Annotated in this window: 14 protein-coding genes; 3 read left to right on the forward strand and 11 right to left on the reverse strand. The window is 54.0% G+C overall.

From position 1 onward, the window contains the following. Positions 1-45 precede the first annotated feature (45 nt). The gene (locus tag E1N14_RS18555) at positions 46-2,757 is read left to right on the forward strand and encodes a hypothetical protein (RefSeq protein WP_062793853.1); all 2,712 of its coding nucleotides are present in this window, start codon (positions 46-48) and stop codon (positions 2,755-2,757) included. A 50-nt stretch (positions 2,758-2,807) separates the two neighbouring features. On the opposite strand, the gene E1N14_RS18560 is transcribed toward E1N14_RS18555, so the two are convergent. From E1N14_RS18560 to E1N14_RS18610, 11 genes are all read right to left on the reverse strand, one after another. Beyond that, a complete protein-coding gene (locus tag E1N14_RS18560; RefSeq protein ID WP_028779543.1) occupies positions 2,808-3,209 on the reverse strand; it encodes a hypothetical protein in 402 nt (133 codons plus the stop codon). An 81-nt stretch (positions 3,210-3,290) separates the two neighbouring features. Beyond that, a complete protein-coding gene (locus tag E1N14_RS18565) occupies positions 3,291-5,246 on the reverse strand; it encodes a BCCT family transporter (RefSeq protein ID WP_062793852.1) in 1,956 nt (651 codons plus the stop codon). 362 nt (positions 5,247-5,608) lie between these two features. Continuing rightward, a complete protein-coding gene (locus E1N14_RS18570; protein WP_025011806.1) occupies positions 5,609-6,640 on the reverse strand; it encodes a hypothetical protein in 1,032 nt (343 codons plus the stop codon). Beyond that, positions 6,631-8,295, reverse strand: a complete 1,665-nt coding sequence (locus E1N14_RS18575; RefSeq protein WP_025011805.1) for a hypothetical protein — start codon at positions 8,293-8,295, stop codon at positions 6,631-6,633. Before E1N14_RS18575 ends, E1N14_RS18570 begins: the two co-directional genes overlap by 10 nt. Before the next feature lie 49 nt (positions 8,296-8,344). Continuing rightward, a complete protein-coding gene (locus E1N14_RS18580) occupies positions 8,345-10,252 on the reverse strand; it encodes a hypothetical protein (RefSeq protein WP_025011804.1) in 1,908 nt (635 codons plus the stop codon). Between the two features lie 92 nt (positions 10,253-10,344). After that, the gene (locus E1N14_RS18585; protein WP_062793851.1) at positions 10,345-12,192 is read right to left on the reverse strand and encodes a hypothetical protein; all 1,848 of its coding nucleotides are present in this window, start codon (positions 12,190-12,192) and stop codon (positions 10,345-10,347) included. Between the two features lie 30 nt (positions 12,193-12,222). Further along, positions 12,223-14,160 carry an NHL repeat-containing protein gene (locus tag E1N14_RS18590; protein ID WP_062793850.1) on the reverse strand — a complete coding sequence of 646 codons (1,938 nt, stop codon included), beginning with the start codon at positions 14,158-14,160 and terminating at the stop codon, positions 12,223-12,225. A 23-nt stretch (positions 14,161-14,183) separates the two neighbouring features. Continuing rightward, positions 14,184-15,929 carry a hypothetical protein gene (locus E1N14_RS18595; protein WP_025011799.1) on the reverse strand — a complete coding sequence of 582 codons (1,746 nt, stop codon included), beginning with the start codon at positions 15,927-15,929 and terminating at the stop codon, positions 14,184-14,186. Positions 15,930-16,569: 640 nt separating this feature from the next. Further along, complete coding sequence (locus E1N14_RS18600; protein ID WP_062793849.1) at positions 16,570-19,497, reverse strand: putative periplasmic lipoprotein; 2,928 nt, start codon at positions 19,495-19,497, stop codon at positions 16,570-16,572. Positions 19,498-19,687: 190 nt separating this feature from the next. Next, on the reverse strand, positions 19,688-20,167 hold the full coding sequence (gene tsaA / locus E1N14_RS18605) for a tRNA (N6-threonylcarbamoyladenosine(37)-N6)-methyltransferase TrmO (protein ID WP_020442393.1): 480 nt from the start codon (positions 20,165-20,167) through the stop codon (positions 19,688-19,690). Between the two features lie 181 nt (positions 20,168-20,348). Next, on the reverse strand, positions 20,349-21,107 hold the full coding sequence (locus E1N14_RS18610) for a substrate-binding periplasmic protein (protein WP_025011796.1): 759 nt from the start codon (positions 21,105-21,107) through the stop codon (positions 20,349-20,351). Positions 21,108-21,529: 422 nt separating this feature from the next. Between E1N14_RS18610 and E1N14_RS18615 the strand changes: the two genes are divergently transcribed. After that, on the forward strand, positions 21,530-22,186 hold the full coding sequence (locus E1N14_RS18615) for a quinolone resistance pentapeptide repeat protein QnrA3 (protein WP_024266192.1): 657 nt from the start codon (positions 21,530-21,532) through the stop codon (positions 22,184-22,186). A 151-nt stretch (positions 22,187-22,337) separates the two neighbouring features. Further along, positions 22,338-22,613, forward strand: coding sequence for a hypothetical protein (locus E1N14_RS18620; protein WP_045283442.1), 276 nt, complete (start codon positions 22,338-22,340; stop codon positions 22,611-22,613). Positions 22,614-22,622 lie beyond the last annotated feature (9 nt).

Consider the following 22,622-nt stretch of genomic DNA (forward strand, 5'->3'; position numbering starts at 1 on the left):
AGGCAGCGACCGGCAAAAGCATTAATTTAATATCAAGGAAGCAATATGTCCCAGTTCGACAAAACCCTCAGCATCAGCCTCAAGCCACAAGATCCCGCCAGCATCGCCCAGGCGCTGCAGCAATACCGGCAACACCTGCACGATGGCAGCGCCTTTCGTCTTGAAGGCTCCCTGCTGTTCAACATCGAGTTTGTCAACGAGCAACAGCAGCCACTCAGCAATGACGATGCCGGCGGCAACCGCAACTTGCTGGTGCATGCACTCAGCGCCGCTCGAGCGCACCACACCTTTAAATATTGCACTGAAGCCGTGCTGTTTGCCGCAGCGCTGAACTTCCCCGAGCTATTGGACGAGATCAAGGCAACAGCCAAGGCCATGGTGGCCTTCTCCCGCAGTCGTAACGACTTTAGCGATCTCTTTCTCGATGACTACAACGTCTTCGGGGTGGAAGCCCTCTACATGCTGGCCAGGCAATATCCCGAACTGAGTCATTATCTGGCCGCCTTTTTAGTGCCTTACTGGGATTTGGACAGCGGCTACACACCCGTGGAACTGCTGGGCAAACTGGTAGAGGAGTTCGGCTGGCGCCGCGAACTGATCCACGCCTATCTGCACTGTGATGGCGAACAGAGCCGCCGCTGTTTTTTCCAAACCGCCGAGGGTGATCCAGTCAACCCCAGCCTGCTGGAACACTTTACCGAGCATGCTGACGATTACGCCTGGTTTAAGGCGCAGCTGCTCAAACGTCTGGAGCAAACCCCGCTGCTGGCCTATGCCGATGAACAAACGCTGGAAGAAACCCAGCCAATACTGGAATTCTTCTACAGCCTGGACGACTGGCCGGTAGAAGCGGAACTTGAAGACACTGAGCTGTGGCGGGATCAGGTCAAGAAGCAATTGATCTTGGGGCACAGGGTGGAAGATGAGGCGCTGGCGCTGCAGGATGCGCTCGGCGTTGAGCCCAAGGCACAGGTTGCCGAAGCCTGGTTGATGGACGACAGACTCGCCCCCTGGCAGCAGGATAAAACCGATACCGGCAACGCCCAGGCAGAGCAGGAAAGTGGCAAGAGCTCCGGGCAAACTCAAGGCGACAGCCAACTACCCAGCTTGGAAGAGCTACCTTTTTTCCTGCTTAGCCATACCTGCAAGCAAAGTGACTTCGCACAGTTGGATGCAGCCATTGCCGATCGTCTGCCGGCGGCACTGGACAAGTTGCCGACCCACCTGGGAGGCGTTGCCTATGCCGCCTACCGGCTCGCCCGCCCCGAGTGCACAGCGGCAGAAACCCAGGCTCTGCTTGGTTGGCTGGAGCAGCATTTCCTCACTGCCTATATGCGTGTCTTCAATCGGCATGGTGGCAGCTTCAATAGCAATAATCCGCAGCATTTGACACTCAAGGCCTGGCTCACTGAGGCCAAGGAGCAGCAGGATGCAGGCGCTATGGCCGCCGTTGCCGATTCGCTACTGGACAAGGATGGCGGAACCCGCGGAAGCCAGATAAGCCAGCATCAAGCGGCCTACTGGTTGTTTTTCCCGGACGATGGTTTCCAGTGCGGCCTGCTCAGCCTGTTTTTCCTATTAAATAGCCAACTGCCACAGGCTCACACCGAACTGCAGATCCTGGCCAAGCGCCACTGGCAACTGCTTTTGAAACTGGCGCCTATGGTGCTTATCAGCCGCATCAGTCAGTTTTACGCAAACTATGAGGGATATGCCGCCATAGATGATCCGCAGACAGAGCAGAGCCTGCATCAAAAACTGCTGGCACTGGGAGTCAGCGAAGCGCAGCTGGATGCCCATACTTTGCTGCAAGACAGGCGTATCGCGCGCTATGCGCCGGCCAACGAGCGCTTCTGGCAACGTTACCTCGAGCGATTGGCAAGCTTTGCCGAAGGCGATCCCGAAGATAACAGCATGATAGGCCGCAGCCATTGGCTGGCTCAGCAAAAGCTGTTGGATGCCCTAAACTATTGCGATGAAACGGCCATGCTGGGGTTTATTGCCGATCTCAAGGCCTGTTTCCCGGAGCGCCCCTTGCCGCAGCAAGCCTTTGAGCTATTTAACCTCAGCCTGCAACGTGGTCTGGAGCAAAGACTCAAACCGGCAGCGGCGAAGGCTGTATATGACAAGTTACAGGCCTATTTGCAAAGCGGCGAAGGCTTGGAAAACCTGACACCACAAGCCTTGAAACTGCCGGTTCTACAAGGTTGGGATCCCTACAGCGATTATCGCGGCAAGGTTGGCGTGGCAGACTTTGTCTGGCTGTTGCCTACCGAGATGGGAGAGCGACTGGCACTGTTTCTCAGCGGTCTTGGGAAACGAGGGCTGCACTGGTTGGGCTGTCCCAGTGTCAGGGAAGCCTATGTCAACCATTTGGTTGCCGAAGGCCATCTGAATATGGCCGAGCGTTGGCAGGATGAAGCGCTTGGGCACTCAAGCATCGGCGATGTCGATGTGAGCCTGCAACTTGAAGCCGACAAGGAGTTCTGGGCGCTACTCTGGTTGGATAGGATAGGTGTGACGCCACAGGCCACTGTGTATTTTGCCATGCACGAAGGGCGGCAACCTGAGTCTTTTATTATTCACTTGGCCAGCCAGCAGCGGCTGCCGGATATGTCCAGGCAGCTGACCGCAGACGAGCGCAAACGCCTGCTGGAAATCATCGCCAAGTTTGATTGTCTGACCGAAGAAAACGCAGAGCCATTCAAGCAAGACGAGTCGAGCGTCGTCAAGCGTATGCTGGGCAAGTTGTTTTAAGGCTAAAGAGGCGTTGCCGGTCAATGCGGCAACGCCTCTTTAAGATAGTTTCAGCTGCCTTTGAGTGAGCGCAGGAACAAACCTATGCCACCTGTCAGCAATACCAGGATCACCAAGAGATCAAAACTGCTCATGCTGCGCAGGCTAAAGTGAATGGTAGAGATCACCCCGAAGATCATCGCTGTGATAGAGCCAATCGCCAATAACCAGCCAAGAATATTCTTGCCGTTATAGAAAATCATCCCAACCCCCAGAATAAAGGGCACCAGGATCATACCACCTGTGATCCCCCATTGGCTGCCAAATGCGGGAACACCATACAAGCGGGTGCCCAGACCAAAGCTGCTGGATACCCTAATGGCGTTGAGCAGCATGTAACCACCACCACACATCATGATAAGGCCAATAAAAAATTGACCGACACCGCCGGAACTCCCTCCCGCTCCATTCATGTAAAACATCCTATATTCAATTGATTTATGCGGCGAAAATTCTAGCCGTTTTAGGCCCGGGCGGCAAACCGGGCCATAAGGTTACGAGTCGCGGCCGTTGAGGCGTTCAATAATCTGCGCCTTGGCTTCTTCCTGCGCCTGCTGCGCTTCCTCTTCCTGTTTCTGCCGCATTAGTTCGTTGAAGGTAATACGGGCAGCCTGAGCTTGCTCCGAGGCTTGCAGCTTACGTTCCTTCGCCGCCATGGCTTCATCTGTGAGGCGCTGCAACTCGGCAAGTGACTCATCGGGCGCATCCCCCAACTCCAGGTGCGACTCACTGCGGCTCAAGGCTTCACGGCGCAGCTGCTTTTTCAGCTCCCAGATGGCATCCAGGGCTTCACGCTCGGCGTCGGCGGCTTCAATGGCGCTGTCCCGCAATTGCTCAAACTTGGCCAGCGCCTGGCCTTCACGGCTCCAGGGATCGACCTCAGGCAGATCCGAAATATTAATCACGGGATCCTCGTAACCATCCTGATGACTCAGGTCCAACATGGCCGCCTTGACCCCGGACATCATCAGCATCACGGCTATCACCAAGAGTGGCAAACCACCAACGATAGCCGCTGTCTGCAAGGTAGCGAGCCCACCCATAAACATCAGTACCGAAGGCATAAAAGACAGAGTAAAGGCCCAGAACAAGCGGTTCCAGCGCAGTGGTTCCTCGGTGACATTGTTTTGCACCACAGACGCCAGAATATAAGAGATGGAATCAAAGGTAGTAGCGGTAAAGATGATACACAGGAGGGTGAAAACAGCGATCACCAGATAGCTGAACGGCAACTGCTCCAATACGGCGAATATCGCCCTGGTCGCCCCTTGATCATTGAGGATCGCCACCACATCCAGCTCACCGGATAATTGCAACGACAAGCCGAAGTTACCCAAGATCATAAAGTACATGGCACAGCCCAGGGAGCCGAAGAAAATCGAGCCGGCCACCATCTGTTTGATGGTTCGACCGCGGGAGATCCGCGCCACAAACAGTCCCATGCTGGGGGCAAACACCAACCACCAGGCCCAATAGAAGATGGTCCAGTCCTGAGGGAAGTGGGTGTTCTCAAAGGTGCCCAAACCACCGAAAGGCTCGGCCCAGGTCGCCATGATAAAGAAGTTGCTCAGCATCCGCCCCAGAGAGTCCAGGCCGGTTTCCAGCATAAAGATGGTTGGACCGGCAAACAGAATAAATGCCAGCAGCGCCAGCGCACCCCAGAAGTTGATATTACTCAGCACCTTAATGCCTTCATCCATCCCCTTGTAGGAGGAATAGGCAAACAGCGCTGTACACAAAAGTAATACGGCTATCTGACTGCCTGTGGTCGATGGCAGATCAAACAGGTAACTCAGGCCTTCGTTGATCAGTGGCGCCGCCAACCCCAAAGTGGTAGCCGCCCCACCGAGCAGACCGAAGATAAACAATATATCGATAAACTTGCCGAGCTTACCGTGACTGCGGCCTTCACCTATGACTGGCATCAAGGCCGCCGACACCTTGAGCACTGGTTGCCTGCGAACATAAAAGAAGTAAGCGATGGGGATGGCCGGGATCAAATAGATGCTCCAGGCGATGGGCCCCCAGTGGAATATGCCGTAAGTGGCTGCCCAGCGCACGGCTTCTTCACTGCCGGCTTGAAGCTGGAACGGCGGGTGTTGATAGTAATAGGCCCACTCAATCGTGCCCCAATAGAGGATGCTGGCGCCTATACCGCCGCAAAACAGCATTGCCGCCCAGGAAGCTGTGGCAAACTCAGGTTTTTCATCGGCATCGCCGAGCTTGATCTGGCCGATATCCGAGAAGATGATATAAATCATAAAGAAGAATGCCGCCAAGCCGAGCGACAGGTAAGCAAAACCCAACTTATCCGTCATAAACGCCTTGGCAACGGCTATCCATTCGGCGCCTTCTGCAGGAAATAGAGCCAGCGGGATCACCACCGCAAGCAGCAAGCCCAGGGCGCCAAAGAAAGTGGTTTTATCTATGAGTTCGAAGTGTTTTTTCATATTTTTGCTCTTCTGTTCGTCCCCGTTCGGGAGCTGGGGCCGCTGCTGGACCCATGCCGGATAAAATAGGCGCAAGTGGCCATTCAGTCGATTATCTTTATCCGGAAAACGTACGAAAAGTGACGTAAATCAATAGGATGTTACATGATGAGATGTTTGTGTCCAGCTTGTATGAATTGCTGAATCGCTCAGTCGTTGCTGATTAAAGCGCCTAAGACCATAAGGATTTATGCTCTTGATTGCAAGTTTGCCCAGTCTGGGAGGTGTCATTCATAAAAGCCAAGGGGCCCACAGTCACAGGGGCCCCCATACAGACAAAGTACCAACAACCGGCAGAATCCGGCTGTCAGTCTGCCGCTTCGCTACTGCTTCAGCTTCATCCAGGCCGCCTGGGTTTCACGACTGCTTCTTGGGTCCTTTGGCACCAGCCAAAGCAGCATCATATTCAGCAGTGAAGTCGAGAGCATAGCTCCCCAAAGCAGCATGAGAGAGTGTGTGATAAGGATATAACTGGCGTAGGAGTCCATAAAGGACAGGGCCAGACTGATCACCACACCGCTCCCGGGTAATAACAGTAGAGTAATAAACAGCATCAAACATACCGTCTTGGCGACTGACCACCCCAGATTACGAGCCCTGCGACTGATAATCCTGTAGCCGAAATAGAGGCTGGGCAGTAACCAAAACATGATGAGCGTCCCTGTCCCCTGCCCTTCAAGCCGCAGCAGAGACCGCAACGCAAAAGAAGGGGAACCGGAAGTTTGCACCATAAAGATTAGACATCCGAGAAACAATCCGTTGCAGATCCCCAGTATCATGCTGCTGCGAAAGAAAGCCAACGCCGGCGTCTGACGATCGGGATCGCACCCCTTACGATGAGCCAGTAAAGGGTGTTCCGGTTCAACTTTTACCAAGGGAGGACGAAACAGGTAAATCAATAACTGCGCCACCAGCCAAACAACAGCGCAGCCCAAGGCAAACATCAAGCCAAGCCAAGGCATAGTCTTGTCAAACTGGATCATGCTCAGTAGCGTTGGATAAGAGAAGCCGAACAGGATGTTCACCAATGCCAGAGGCACACCTCCCAAATACCCGAACGCCCGTCGACCAATAGCAATATGCGCTGCCAGCAACCCCGCACCTATGCTGAGTTGTAGCCCTGTTGCCAAGATAGCCAACAGTGAAATAAAGAAGTCGACCTCTTGGATTGCCAGCAGCAGTGAAGGTGAGAACATGTACACCAGTTGCCACTGATAATGGATAGCCAGTATGGGCAGCAGCGCAATAAAATAGCGACTCCGGTCGCGGGCTTTTTCCGCCCCGCCAAACTCTGGCTGAACAAAGAGATCGCTAATCACCCTCGCCATGCTGTTGGCCGATTGTCTCAATCCCATACCTCATCCTCCTCGGTATCAGAGTGCAAGCTCAAAAATGCTTGCCATTCAGGGCTGTTGCCATGGCGCAGACTCAATTGATACAAGGCATCGCCTTCACCACCAAAGAAGTTTTCATGGTCAACATCCAGTGCATTGCCGTATTCGGTAATAAGAGGCAGGTACTGCACATCCTGTAATCCCAACTGCAAGGCACAACTGGCCAGCGGCGTCCCCCAGTTGGCGCCATCACATTGATCACTGCCGTCAAAACCGCGGCAAAACTGCTGCAGAATTTGCGCCATCAGCGGCAAGGCTTCGGCATGACAGGCTGAACGTTGGAAAAAACTGGCCTCATCCCATTGCTGTTTGCCATCGGTAAACCTAAAGGCCAAGGTCTTCCCGTGCAAAAGCTTGCTGCAATCCTGAGTCCGTGACTGCAGTTGGCGCAGCGCGTCGAGTTGGCCTTCGGTACTTTCGAGATCGGCAACCTTTATCAGCGTATGTCCAAAGCATTGCAGCGCCTGGCGCTGCGCCTCACTCAGCCTCCAGTTGTGCTGCCAGTGACAGGACTCCAGGGATAACGGGATAGGGCTGCCTTGCCACTGTGCAGGCTCAGGGAAAGGGCAGCGCAGCAGTTCTTCGCGATCCGAGAAGATCAACTCTGTACCTACATGCAGCAGTTGCCCCTTTGCCAAGAGGGTCAAAGGCGGCGTTTGCGGATCCAATGCCAACCTGACCACCAAACCATCAGACCAACTCAGCCACAGCCCATCGGCCTGCCAGATAGAAGTATCCAACTGTTCGAGATGGAAAAGCGCATCCTCTTCGTCTTCACAAAGCCGCACAACTCCGGCCTCCGAGCGCTCACCATTGTCGAGATTGAGCCATTCAACTCCAATGACAACACCCGCATCTGTCTCTCGAATCACTGGGATGGCCGCCAGGGCTCGTTGCGGACAAACCGCAATCGCCCCAGGTTCAGGGTCCCATTCAAGCACTGAATCGTCCAGGGGAAATACCTTGAACTTCACCCCTTCTCCCTGGATATCAATACGAACCATGTAGTGCAGTTCTTCGTCTTCATCTATGACATGCATAAGCAGGCCGTTGTCCGGCCCGGCATAAAGACGTTGATTGAGATTGGTGTTATTCAAACAAAAGTAAGGCCCATCTTCATCCAGATAGTCATAACCACCGCCAAAACAATCTTCATCATACAGCTGGGCTGAAATCTCGCTGACAGCGCCAACTTCAGGAATAAGAGGCAGGCGTTGCAAGGTTAAGTCCGTATCCTTGTCCATCTCATAAAACAGCACCAGCAAGGCATCACCATCACTGTTGACAACACCCTGGACACTACCAAATTTGCTTTGATAATCATGCAGTAAACGGCATTGCTGCTGCGCGGGATCGTACAGATAGAAAGCGCCAAATTGGTTGCCAAAAACACAGACGCCATCCCGGGTTTGCCCTTTCAGGGTCACGAGTCCCTTGGATGAACTCAACTCGGCAGCCCAAAGCAGTTCGGTGCCACCTTCATCGAACGGACGCATCTGTAATAGATGGAGAACCGGGCCACCTATATCAGACTTTACTTTCAGCAACCTGGGCCCCAATTCGCTGGCCCGGGCGTATCTCTCTGGATACGGGGCAAAATCCAAAATCTCAATCACAAAACAACCCTTTGTTATTTATGATAATTACCTTTGGTTAATCATCATTTCATTGATAATCGTCTTCATCCTGACGGCTCATTTCATATGGCAAGCGGCGGTTAAAGTCCTCGCCATCAGGGGTATCGGCATACTTGCCGAGCAAGGTATCCAGATTGCCATCCTGTTGGAAAAACAGCTCATGATCGACATCGATACAGTTGAGGTATTGGGCCACCAGCGGCAGATATTGGCTGCCGGCCAATCCCAATTGCAACGCACAGTCGGCCAGCGCCGGCTTGCTGATGTGTGGATCGCTGTAACAGTAATGGAGCCGCTCATTGGCAATGAATAGCCCCAGCAGACGCGCCATATAGTTCCGGCCTTCCAATTGGAGGGCCACAGCCTCAAAGAAGCGCGCCTCATCCCAGCTTTCGTCGGCATCATAAAAACCGAGGCGCAAGTCTTTACCCGACTTGAGCGATTCAAAATCTGTCAATGCCCGCAGCACCAGCTTGTCCAAGGCCTCAAGCCTCGCACTCGCTGACTGCAGATCCCTGACTTCGATTCGCGAAAAACCGAGCAAAGGGGGAACTGTATCCTGCACCTGGGCCTGGGCATGGAAGCTGCTCCATTCTGTCTGCTGTAATTGCACAGCAAAGCTCGCCTCCATGGCGGCGGGCGCTTGGTTCATCTGGCTGGCCAGATCCAAAGTGGGGTTGGGATTGACGCGCCACAGATAATGCCAGTCGGTCAGCAAAGCTCCCTTGCTGAGGAGCTTCATGCCCTCCTCGTCGTATAAGTCATCTTCGCCATCCGGGAGATACAGGGGTGAGCGCCACTGCCCGTCCAGAGAAACCTTGCGGGTCGCGCCGCCATGCCAGCCAAGCCAAAGCGCCGCTTCGTCATTGCAGTAGGCAATATCATCCAGCTGTAGCCAGAAACGCCCCTGTGCCTCTTGCCAGTCGAGATTGTCGACATCGGCCGGGGCCAACAGCATGTCGGCGTCATCGGCCAGTTGCTCACGGGTAAATTGACGCACGCAAAAACGGCCTATCTCGCGGCCAAGGCGCAAGTCGATGCGCTGCAACTGATACGCCAGCGCCTCTGTTTCAGTATCCTGCGCCCAGCTCAACTCCATGGCCGGCAGGGTAAGCTCACCGCGCTCACTGTCCAGCGCCAGGGCACACTCCCAGAGCGCTTCATTCCCCGGCGGATTGGGCAGAGACATGGCCGCCACCTGCAAGGGCTCGGAATAACGGCCCTGCCATTGAACTTGGTTAATGCTACTACCTACGGGGTCACTGCCCACGAGGTTACTACCCACCAGATCATTGCCCACAAGATCATTGCCGACGACAGCCATGGGGTCCAGCCGCAGCAAAAACTGCCAGGCCTGGGGCCGACGACGCCTACTGCGGTGACAATGCAGGATCAAGCTGTTATCCGGCCCGGCATAGAGGCGATCGGTAAAACTCAGCCCCATACTGTCCGGCAGTCCGGTCTCATCGACCTCGGCCCAAGGGCTGCCCTGATTATTCACCTCATCATTCAGCTGCATGGCAGCCGAGGGCGAGAGATCCCTGTCCTCCAACCAGTACCAGAGCGTTAAGTCATAACAGCAGCGCCGGTCATTTTCGCCCAGTGATGCCAGGGTTCGGCCATCACTCAATACCGCGACTTTGAGATATTCCATCCCGGTATGAGCCAAAAACTCCTGCTGACGACGCGCCAGATCCACCAAGTAGATACAGCCCTGCTGATCCCAGATAACGCAGCTCTGCTCACGCCCCGGCACCCCATGGAAACAGCCACTGACTTGCATAGTGCCCTCGGCCATGGGAAAGTCTGTGCTCCAGACGAGCCGATAACCCGAGCCTGTATCTGCCGCTTCATAGAGATACAGGCAAGGGCAGCCATTGTCCGCATCGATGTAGATGAGTTTCCCGTCGCCAACCGGCGAGCATGTGAATGACATATTTCCTCGTTCTTCAGATCATAGGGCTCTGGCTTTAAGCTGGGGCGATACACTTGAGACAGAGCCACACAAAGCGTGTTGTTGCATTGAACTCAGTCCAGATAAGCCCCATCCTCGAGGCGAAGCTCGGCAGGTAAGAGGTCGTAAAACTGCTTACCCTCCAGGGTATCGGCATACTTCTCCAGCAAGTCCTGCAAATGGCCGTCCTGCTGGAAAAACAACTCATGATCCAGATCGATACACTTAAGGTAGCGCGCCACCATAGGCAAAAATCGACTGTGACTCAAACCCAGTTGCAACGCACAATCTGCCAGCGCCGGCTTACCCAGTGCCGGGTCACTAAAGCAGTTGTGGCATGATTTGTCGCGTATGAATGAGAGCAGCAACTGCAACATCAGATTCCAGGCCGGCTCCTGAGTCACGACGGCTTTAAAAAATTGCGCTTCATCCCAGCTCTCATCGGCATCATAAAATCCAAAGCGCAGGTCTTGGCCTGATTTGAGAGATTCATAACCACGCAAGGTCTCGCTCATCAAGGTCGTCAGAGCCTCGAGTCTGGCACTCTCGGATTGCAGATTGCTGACCTCAATCCGTTTATATCCAAGTAGAGGGGGGATCTCCTGCGGTTCTGCAGTTGCACTATTTAAGCTGCGCCAGTATTCGCTGCTTGTAGCAATGTCGCAGCTTGCTTCCATGGCAGCCGGTTCAGTATCTAGCTGGCTGGCCGCATCCAAGGCTGGATTGGGGTTGAAACTCCACAGATACTCCCAGTCGGTCAGCAAAGCGCCACTGCCGAGCAGATTCATTTCATCAGCATGGTATAAATCACGCTTGCCATCGGGGAGATAAAGGGGCGAGCGCCACTGCCCGTCCAGAGAAACCTTGCGGGTCGCGCCGCCATGCCAGCCAAGCCAAAGCGCCGCTTCGTCATTGCAGTAGGCAATATCATCCAGCTGTAGCCAGAAACGCCCCTGCGCCTTTTGCCAGGCCAAATTGTCTAAATCGGCCGGGCCCAACAGCATGTCGGCATCGCCGGCCAGTTGCTCGTGGGTATAATGACGCACACAAAAACGCCCTATCTCGCGGCCAAAGCGCAAGTCGATACGCTGCAACTGATACGCCAGCGCCTCGGTTTCAGTATCCTGCGCCCGGCTTAACGTCATTGCCGGCAGGATAAGCTCACCGCGCTCACTGTCCAGAGCCAGGGCACACTCCCAGAGTGCCTCGTTTCCTGGCGGAGTGGGCAGAGGCATGGCCGATAATTGCAAGAGTTCGGGATAACTTCCCTGCCATTGAACTTGGCTAAGATCACTGCCCACAACAGCCATGGGGTCCAACCGCAGCAGGAATTGCCAAGCCTCCACCTCATCGCGCTCACTGCGGTGACAGTGCAAGATCAAACTGTTATCCGGCCCGGCAAAGAGGCGATCGGTAAAACTCAGCCCCACTCTGTCCGGCAGTCCGGTCTCGTCGACCTCGGCCCAAGGGCCGCCCTGATTATCCACCTCATGGTTGATACACTGAACGGCTGAGGGCACGGGAGCATCGCCATCCCGCCAGTGCCAGAGACAGACTTCGTAGCAATAGCTAGACTTATTTTCACCCAATAATGCCAGGGTTCGGCCATCACTCAATACCACGACTTTTAGGTTTGCTATCCCAGTTTCGGCGAGTAGTTGCTGCTGCCGTTGCGCCAGGTCCACCAAATAGAGGCAGCCTTGCTGATCCCAGATAACGCAGCTCTGCTCACGCCCGGGTACTCCATGAAAACAGCCACTGACCTGCATAATACCCTCGGCCTTGGGAAAGTCTGTGCTCCAAATGAGTCGATAGCCAGAGCCACTGTCTGCCGCTTCATAGAGATACAGGCAAGGGCAGCCATTGTCCGGGTCAATATAGATGAGTTTACCGTCGCCAACCGGCGAACTTGTGAATGACATACATCCTTATCCTTTTCTCATAAATGACAGTTACTTATAGTCATCATCGTCGTCAAATTCGTCATCGTCGTCATAGTCGCCTTTCTCGGCCAGCTTAAACTCCGGGTCGTTATAGGGGCTTGGGACCGCCGCCAGGAAAGCCGCCAGCTCTTGCGAGCCCTGATGTTCGGCAAAGATCACTTTCAAGGTGCGATTGATATGAAATGGATGCACAGGCAAGGCGCTGAGAACATTGAAATAGTCCGCGAGTTGCGGCAGAGCCTGCCTGTGTTCACTAAGCGCCAAGGCAGCCTCGGCCAGCACTGGCTGCCCCTTGGCTCCCAGCAAACACCTGGCCTGGGGCAGACGGCAGTATGCCGCCAGGATGGCCGCAATCAACTCAGGCCCCTGCTCCAGACGCACGGCATAGTGGAAGAAGTCGTATTCACTGTGCCGATTCCCCAAACCATCGACAAAGGCAAACCAGAGCCTGCCAGGCTCAGTAACTGCACTATGGGTTATTTTCTGCTTCAAGCGGCCAAGCCAGCCGGCTCTGGTTGCTACTGGGACTCTGGTTGCTACAGGGGCTCTGGCTGTTACTGAGGCTAAGGGCGCTCCGCACGCCTCCCCCAGGGTCTGCTCCAATTTGGGGAGCACCGCCAGTAGCTGCTGCAAGAGTTGCAACCTGCCTTGATTTGATGTCAGATCGTCACAATAGAGAGTCACCCTGCCACTGGGGCAAGGCTCGGCCTGCAGTTGGCTGGGAATTTGCAGCGGCTTGGGTTGATAGCTGCAGCAATTGAGCGGGCACTTTTGCTGTTCGGCAGCCAGCAGGCTCTGGGGCACAGCAGCCAAGGAGTCGATGTCGACCGAGTAGTGACTGGGCTCATCGAGATCACCGAATGCCAACCAGAGCCGCCCTTGGTTAACCCCCTTAATCATGACCAGATCACCACCATAGTGGCTCAAGGGGCGCCACAGCCCCGCCGCATCTTGGCTGCCCAGTTGGTACAGAGGGGAAAGCCTCTCGCCCTTCGGCGACACCTTTTGTACCACACCCCCTTTCCAGCCCAGCCAGAAGACTTGCTCCTGCTCGCAAAAATAGCTGCAAGTCAGGCTGTTTATCAGTTGCTGCCACTCGTCGTTATCCTGGTGGGATATCTCACCGGCGGCAATCCGCTCCAGCGCTTCCTGAACCGCTTCGGCATAATATTCATCACAGATATCGGCCATGGCCGGCAAACGCACCCCGGCATCGATTTGACGGCCGAGATTCATATCTATCAGCTGCAACCTGGCTTCGTAACGCACAGGCTCGCCCTCGGCCTGATGACAGCTCACGCCATCGGCGGCCAGGGTAGTGATAAGGCCGTTGGCACGGTTCTGGAACCAATAATCCTGCGTTGAAACCTGCACTGGAGCCGGTTTCCCCGGCAGAGGCTGTTCGGACCAGGTTTCGTTTGACGGGTCAAAATACACCAGTTGCTGAAAGCGGAAGCGATAACCGCCATGCTCATTGCGACCATAAAAGGCCACGCGTCCATCCCGGGTCAGAATCAGTGACTCAGGCTCGATTTCGGCACTCACAGGCCAATGCTGCACCGGCTCCATGGCCGCGAGATCGACCTTGAGCAAGCTGTGGCCGCGGCGCGCAGCGACGCCCACCCGCCCGACCACCCACAGGGTCTGTTTGTGGCTATCTAGCCAGGCCCCGGGGGTTCCGGAGATTTGTAAATCCAGCACCTGCTCACAACTGCGCGCCTGATAATCGCAGACAAAAAGCAGTCCATTTTGGCCCAAGGCCAGGAAGCGAGTGTCATCCAGCCATTGCAACAAGGCCAGCTCGCCATCCTCGGTTCCCGGCAACTCACATTGCCACAACAGGGTGTCGGCCTCATCAGCGCTCTGGATAACCTGAATAAGCTCAGGGCCGATAAAAAACAGCTTGGCCTGTTGCAGGCGGATATTGGTTCTTACATTGGCATTCATGAAGTTATTCCTGTGATTTGCAATCAGGCGGGGGAAATCGGCCAGGGCAAATCCTGGACAAAACGGCGATATTGGCGGCGCTTGAGCAGCCCCTGGCCGTGACGCCGTTGAATAAGCGGCACTGAGTGCTGTTGATGGAAAGCGGCGCCTGGACCATCAGCCAGCATATTGAAATAACGGGCCAACAAAGGCAGATAAGCTATGTCATCACCGGCCAGCGCCAGCACTGTGTCCGACAAGGCCGGCTTGTCGGCGCCGCTGCGCAGACTTGCCGCATCGGGATAGGCCAGCAGCTTCTCAACGGCTTCGGCCAACAGCTCGGCGCCGCCCGGCACAACTATCAGCGCGGCCACAAACTGCGCCTCGGTCCATTCACTGCCATTTCTGTCATTAAAGCGCCACTCCAGGCGCTCACCCTTGGCGCTGTTTGGTAAGTCGGCCAGACGGCTGACCATCTCTTTGGCGCTGGCCAGCAAACACTCCCCCAGTTCCAGATAATCGGCCTCAACAATATTGAGCCCCGCCTCACCATGGGCCAGGCTCTGCTGCTCACTCATCACCAACTCAGGTTTAGGCCAGAAGTAACAGGGCAAACTCTGGCAATCGGCGTCCCCTGGCAGCATGGGCGTGACAGTACTGGTATCCAGTGCATATATCTCGAACCCCACCAGCAACAAACGATTAGCCGTGGGTGAGGTCAATTGATAGTCATAGTGGTCAAAGGCAACCAGGGCAAAGGGATTGGCTTCGTCGCCGGGGAGTGGGCATTCGTTGGCGCGATAGCGAGGCGACAACGCCTTTAGGCGGAAGTGTTCCTCTGGCGCCAGATAGCCCTTAATCAGCTCGCCACTACGCAACCTCAGCCAAAAAGCGGCTTCATCCCGGCAAAGGCGGATACCTATCAGCCCGTCAGACAGGCTTTCGAGCGCGTCAGTCAGTTCTTCTTCATCACAGGCATCTTCACCGCTCCTGAGCGATTCAAGCAAAGTGGAAAACTCATCCGGATCCAACAAGCCATCATGGCTGTCAAACCAAAACACCGGCTGTTGCCAAAGCACGTCAAGGGATTCGAGTGCCACCAGTTGCAACTGCAACCCAATGCGTGGACTGTCACCGCTCTCATCCAACAGACACTCAGAAACCGGCAATAAGGCCAACTGCCGCTCAGGGCAAAGGTGTATGCTCGAATAACGGCTAGCTTCAAGCTGCGGTTTGCCCTCAATCCGGTGAAATCGGCTCTGGCCGTCGACCACATTGGTGCACCAGAAGCCATGCTCTCGCTGCGCCAGAGAGTCGCATTCACGCTCATAGAATAAAAAACAACCGTCTCGGCGCCGCACCATGGTGCTGCCAAGGCGGCGATCATCCAGATATTCAGGCAACCAGATATCCTTAATCGGTCGCCAGTCGGCCAGCGACCAGCCCAGAAGACAGGGATATTCATCATCCCCTCTTGGCTGCTCGGCCACATACCAGAACTCGCCTCTGTCTTTATCCAGCCAACCATGACCATAGATGCCAACATTTGGCAGATTGACCATCAGCCGAGGCCCGGTTTCGATATCACCGGCATAGATCTGTCCTGAGCAGGTGGCGACCACAAATTCACTGTCTCTGTAGAAGGCGCTCAGCACCACTTCATCCTCGGCCTGGGGCAACTCATACTGCCAAAGCAATTGCTGACGGCCGTCATCCAGCGGCGTCAACAGCTGCAACTGCGGGGCACCGGCCTGCTTCGGGGAGTGTAAAATCCATTTGGCAGCTGTCATTTGAGACTCCTGTTGTTAACAGTAAAGAGATAGCCGCGCCCGCAAATCGAAGCGGCATGATGGGAACCCATCAAACATAAAACCAACTTGGCATGGCTAAGGGGGCTTGCCAGGTGCGTATGCAGAGCAAATAAAGGGGATGGAAGCATTTGGCCTAGATTAACCAGGAGCCTAGTGGGAGACTGAACGACAATAGCAGTTTTCAAAACAATCCTTTTCGATGGCCTTAAGGCCTGGGCCCATCCAGGGCTCGCTGATATAAATTCGGCAAGAAGCATAGTGACTATTGGCACACCGGATACAACCGGCGCCGCACATATGGCTTCCTTGGTGGAGAGGTGAATTCTGACGATTATGCCGCCCCATGACAAGCTTGAACGCCAATAAAGTGATGCGAGTCAATAGGGAAGAAACAAAATTTATACAATTATCAATCAATACAAAAGATGGATGATTCGCCAAAAAACCAACAGGCAAAGCGAAGCCGACAATGACAGGTTTCTCTGGGTATAGCGACCTTGGTTCTCAGCACTGATACAAATTTGTAACCTACGGTTTTGAGGTTTCCCCTTCGGAACTTATCTCAATAAAAACAAAAAGCAGCGCCGGGGCGCTGCTTTTTACTTCAGATGAGACACTATCAGAGTGTCAGATCCACTTGGATTAACCACCAGGCGCGAGGACTGTTGTTGTTTGCGGCTACCACGGCACCTGGCTCATAGGCCGGTGCATAGTGAACCAAAATCAAAGGTTCAGCCGCGCTATAATGGCCCGCCGGCAGACTGCCGTTATAGCCATCTTCCGGATGCAGACTCAAAGTCACCTGAGCCGGACAACTGGCAAACTTCAGCAAAGGTTTTTCGATAGCGCCGCCAGCCAACGAACCATCGGCACACTTGCCACTGCGACTGGCTCTCAGAGTAGCCAAACCTACCTGACCTTTGTCGTTTTTCACCCGAACTGACAACAGGCTATAGTCTTTGCCTTCCACGGCTTTGGCGCGTTTATTGAATTCCTGCAGCAGGAAATAACTCTTGTCTTCATCACCATTGGCAACTGTTGCCGGAGAGCTGACACTCAATTCGGCGCCATTGAAACTCAGTTGCTGCTCCTCACCTGAACCCGGTTGTGGATTTTGCAAAAATACACTGTAAGTCAGGGTGCCCGGCAGATAGTTACGGTCACCATCATCTGTCACCGACATAGAGATAGGATGTGACTCAGGCAGGGCCACCAAGAGCAACTTATCATCTGCCGTTATCGCCATCTCTTTGGGATTGTAGACCTGAGTGATCTCATGGGTAACCTTGCCATACGGCGCTTTAACCCGACCACTTTCAACACTAATACCCGGGAAGAAGGCCGGCTGTTCATCCTTCACCACTTGTGGATAATCACCGGGATAGGGGGCAGGACTCACCTTCACATCAAAACTGGCGATAGCATCTTCATAGTTGCGATGTGAAGCGGTGGCCGTGACCTTGAGTGAACCGGCGTTTTTCACCTGCATACTGCCCGATACCGAATTCAGGTCAACCACATCCTGGGCGTAGGGCTCCGGCAAATACTTGATGCTACTGCCGGACACTACACCATCAAGAGTCGGAGGCAAGAGCTGTGCCTGACCATATTCGGTCAGCAACTGCGACTGGCTGAAGCTGAGCATTTTCGCCGGAGCCTTAGTGACAGTGACCCGCAGACTGACACTGCGATCTCTATGTGTTGCATCGCCGCTGTCGGTCACAGTGAAATAGGTAATCCCCGCATTGAGTACCTTTATCTGCCCAGTGGCGAGATTCAACTCGGCCACATCATTGGCGGAACCAGCGCTCAAACCACCGCTAAGCTGCCCCAGCACGCCACTGAAATTGACTGGTACCAACTTACCTGGCGCAAACACAGTCGTGACCGGCTCAACTCTGAGGGTGCCATCCATAGCACCGACATTGACGGTGAAACTGGTTTCTGCAGCCTGGTATTGGTCATTCCCGGCATCGTGCACCTTAACCACGGCATAACCGGAACCCACCACGCGGATACTGCCATCGGCCTCCTGCTTCAATGCAGTAACCCCAGCGTCAAAACTATAGCTCAGCGGGCCTTTGGCGCCTGTAACCAATGGAGCCAACAACTGATCCTCAGCCTTGGCAAAATTCAGCGCCTGCGCCTTCAACTCGGTATTCAATGCCTTGCTTATCTGAATATTGGCCTGCGTTTTGGCAGGATGATAATTATCATCGCCCGAGTCAGTCACGGTTACACTCACCTCACCGGCCTTGAGCATATCGAAGCAACCATCTTGCTGCAGACTGATGACATCGGTGGCAGCCCCAGGAGACAGGGCGTATTCGAGCTTGCCTCTGGCCTGCTGAACTTGCAGGCACAGTCTGTCGTTGGAAAAGCTGTGATAGATATCGGCCACAGACAACTGCTGACTAGTCCCCTTGAGTATGGTCAAAGGCAAAGTGATCTCTGCTGCACCGTAGTCACGATCGCCACTGTCTTGCACGCGGATACTGGCGCTACCGGCACCCAAGAGTTTCAAATCACCATTGGTCGACTCCAGTATGACAACATCATCACCGGCCAACAGCTGGTAACTGACCTGGCCCTTGTTACCGCGCGCCAGCAAAGATACTTCGGCATAAGGCGCATAAGCCCACTCTTGCTGCTCCAGTGCCAATTCCGTATTTTGTGCCTGGTTGATGGTCACATCAAAGCCCTGCACATTGGCGGCCTCTCCGCTATAACGACCCGGCTGTATCAGTTCGATACGTGTCTTGCCGGCATGCATAACAGCCATGGCCCCGGTGCGGGGATTCAACTGCACCACATCCTGCGCCGCACCATCGGCAACGCGGAACCAGCTTTCGGGTAAGGGCTCGCCTTGCAGCATAGGTTGTAGCTGCGCTCCCTCAACGAAGGGCTTGGGCGCCAGCGGTAATACCTTGGCAAATTCGCCATCGGGCTGGGAAACAATAATCTTCAGTTGCGCCTCGGCGGCCTGATAATTACGACCACCATCATCACTGACCTGCAGAGTCACTTCACCCGGCACAAAGGCTTTCACTTCACCGTTACCGGCATTCAAGGAAACATTGGACTGGGATTCAGGCAGTTGGTAGTTCAAGGTTCCTTTGACGCCACTGATGCTCAGCTTGCCGGCCTCTCCGGGTTTCAGCAGCAGATCGTTGACCAGCAAAGGGCCGCGGGCAGCCGGCAGTACTTTCACCATAAATTGGCTTTCGGTTCCCAGCGTGGTGGCGTTACCACTGTCTTTGACTGTGACACCGGTTTCACCGGCATTTTGAATATAGAGTTGGTTGTCCTGCAACAGCAGGATATCAGTATTTGGCTCGTTCAACTGATAGCTGAGCTGCCCCACCTCACCCTGCACACTGACTTGCAACCTTTGATTGGCACTGTAGCTCAGCTGCAGATCCTGCACCTTGAGCCCTTGGTGAATTGTCTTGTCGTTGGTCTTCTGAGCAGGCGAATCATCGCCGCCACCGCCACCACAGGCGGACAAAGCTGCCGTAAGCAGCAAAATTACCACTGTTTGTTTCATATAACCCCCATAAAAAGCGGGGGCAATATATAGTCAACAAACTACCACTTCAATAAAAAACAACAATTTTTGCCACAACCGAGATCATTTGGTTACAAATGAAATGCAAGCGAGACAATTAAGTATTTTTTATGTTAACCACAGCCATTATTAAGTATGCCGAACGATAAAAGCGTGCGCTCTAATAACTTCAGGCAAATCTGTCGTCAGAGAGGGTTTGCAGCGGATCTTTGCCCTGTTCATACCAACCATCACGGGTATTTTGCACGCAATCAAATGCCTGAATATAAGGCTTGATATCTATGATGGGGGTGCCGTTGAGCATATCGATTCCCTTAACATGAATGCGGTTACCCTCCAGCCGGTCGATTTCCAGTATCGACAGGCCTATGGGATTGGGGCGCTTGGGGGAACGGGTAGCAAACACACCGCGCAGTTGGTTATCGAGAAACGGTTTAACCTTGAGCGCCCCCTGCTTGCATTGATGCAGGTGAAACAGCACATAAACATGGGAAAAACCATCGAGGTCCGCCAGCCCTTCGGCATAGTCGGGATGGATCACCAAAACCCCTTGATTATCGGCGACCTTGCTGCCCTGAATCGGCATATTGGCCAGTTCTGTGTACTGGGTTTCGGCGTGGCCTATGGCGGTAAAGCTGACGACTTGCATAACAACTCCGTTGCAAATACAGAATTGCAGTCTACCTCAGCTTGGCAAAGGGGTCTTCAAAGCAACTCACATTCTTAGGGAAGTGCTTCTTGCAAAGGACTAAGGCCATTTGCGGCTTACAGCCTTGCATCCAAGCCTGTAAGCCGACGCAGAGCACACATGGGGCTTGCCCGCATCTTCCTTAGGGCAGGCTCAGTAAGGTCTCGCCGTGAAAGTACTGTTTTCTGAGACTTTTGCCCTCTTCAGAGTTCAACACCTGATCCAGGTTAGCTTGAAAGCGCATTACCAGTTCATGCGGCACCTTGGCACTGAAGGCAAAGCACAAGGGCCTGTGACTCACCTTAACCAAGGGCTGCATTATCTCGGGGTCGTAACCCCCGTGTCGCAGAGTGCTGAGTAAGGTTAACCTATTGCTGGACAGCAAGCTGGCCCGGCCGCTGTTGAGCACCTTGATTGCCTGCTCCAGGCTACTGGTACGTACCAAAAAAGCCGGATCGAAACCCTGGCTCAGCAGCAACTGCTCGCCGACATCTTCCCTGACGGTTGCCACCAGCAAATGCTTGGCATCCTCCAACTTGGTCAGCGCAGGCGCTGAGCGTTTGAGCGCATAGAGATTCAGCTCCAGGGTGCCAAGGCTGCAGGCCCATTGAAACAGCGGTTCCCTCACCTGAGTACGGGTTGTGGAAAACAGCACCACGTTATCGCGACTCCCCAACATATAGTAACCACGGGCCCAGGGCAGAAGTTCTATGGTCTGGGGCTCTGTACCTGTCCGCCGCCAAACGGCCCGCAGCACATCGGTGGCAAATCCGGATACTTCCCCATTATCCAGGCTGAAGTTATAGGGTGGATACTCTTCCGTGAGATATCTGAGTTGACCAAGCCCCACGGCAGCCTGAACGCTGCAACAATAGAGCAATAGCGGAAACAGCAAGCGCATAACTATCCCCCGAGACAACAGTATCTATTAAGTGTTGTCAAAGGCGGCTCAATATACAAACCCGGGTTTCAATGCTTAGTAAGCTATTGTATTAATATGCTTTTTAAAAAAACCGTTCGAAACGGGAGTCCTGGCATTCAGCAAGCCATGTCAGCAGCCCGTAAAGGGCTTGAATTATTTTTCACGACGCCTTGAGCATGGAACACACTTAAAGGCTCTCAAAATGTCGATTTCCCCCCTTAAAATCGCGATTTAAGCACTTATCAACACCATGATTTTAAAGGTTTTATTTTTAGTGATATTCCAGAGTGCCGATGTTAGCCTGCAAAGGTTTTTGGGAAGGCGCCAACAAAACCCCTGCTTGTCTGCATAGGCAGAGCTAGCAAAGAGAGTTAGCGCCCTCCCTGGTTAAAGGAAGCCGTATGGATATTATTGATAAAGTTTTTCAGCAAGAGGATTTCTCACGCCAGGATTTGAGTGACAGCCGTTTTCGCCGCTGCCGCTTTTATCAGTGTGACTTCAGCCATTGCCAGCTAAGGGATGCCAGTTTCGAGGATTGCAGTTTCATTGAAAGCGGCGCCGTCGAAGGGTGCCACTTCAGCTATGCCGATCTGCGCGATGCCAGTTTCAAGGCCTGCCGCCTGTCTTTGGCCAATTTCAGCGGTGCCAACTGCTTTGGCATAGAGTTCAGGGAGTGCGATCTCAAGGGCGCCAATTTTTCCCGGGCCCGTTTTTACAATCAAATCAGCCATAAGATGTACTTCTGCTCGGCTTATATCTCAGGCTGCAACCTGGCCTATGCCAATTTGAGCGGCCAATGCCTGGAAAAGTGCGAGCTGTTTGAAAACAACTGGAGCAATGCCAACCTCAGCGGCGCTTCCTTGATGGGCTCCGACCTCAGCCGCGGCACCTTCTCCCGCGACTGCTGGCAACAGGTAAACCTGCGGGGCTGTGACCTGACCTTTGCCGATCTGGATGGGCTCGATCCCAGACGGGTCAACCTCGAAGGGGTCAAGATCTGTGCCTGGCAGCAGGAGCAACTGCTGGAACCCTTGGGAGTCATAGTGCTGCCGGATTAGTTCAAAGGCAGACTCAAGCGACAAGCGGGTAAATATCACTTGAGTTCCCGCTTGCAACAGGGCAGATTCAGCTATAGCAGAGCATAACTGACGAAATGCCGTTTCTCTGCTGTCGCAGCCGGCGTTATACCTTCCCTTCAAAGGAGGCATTATGAAGACTCAACTGCAAGCTGAATTGGCTCAGGTCAAGCGCTCTTTGGTAATCACTCAACTGCTTGGGGCCCCCGGTATGTTGCTTATAGGCCTGGCACTCTATGGCCTGGTTGTCGCCGAAGGTGATGCCTTCGCCCCGGCGCTCAATAACCCCATCAACTGCTATCTGCTGATCGCCATAGGCTCGGCCATCGCCCTCTGGGAGGCGTTGAAGGTCATCAAGCTCTCCAAAAAACAAACGCAGATCCTCAAACAGTTGGACGAACTCAACTAAGCCTCAATA

It is taken from the genome of Shewanella algae (assembly GCF_009183365.2).
Classification (GTDB): Bacteria; Pseudomonadota; Gammaproteobacteria; order Enterobacterales; family Shewanellaceae; genus Shewanella; species Shewanella algae.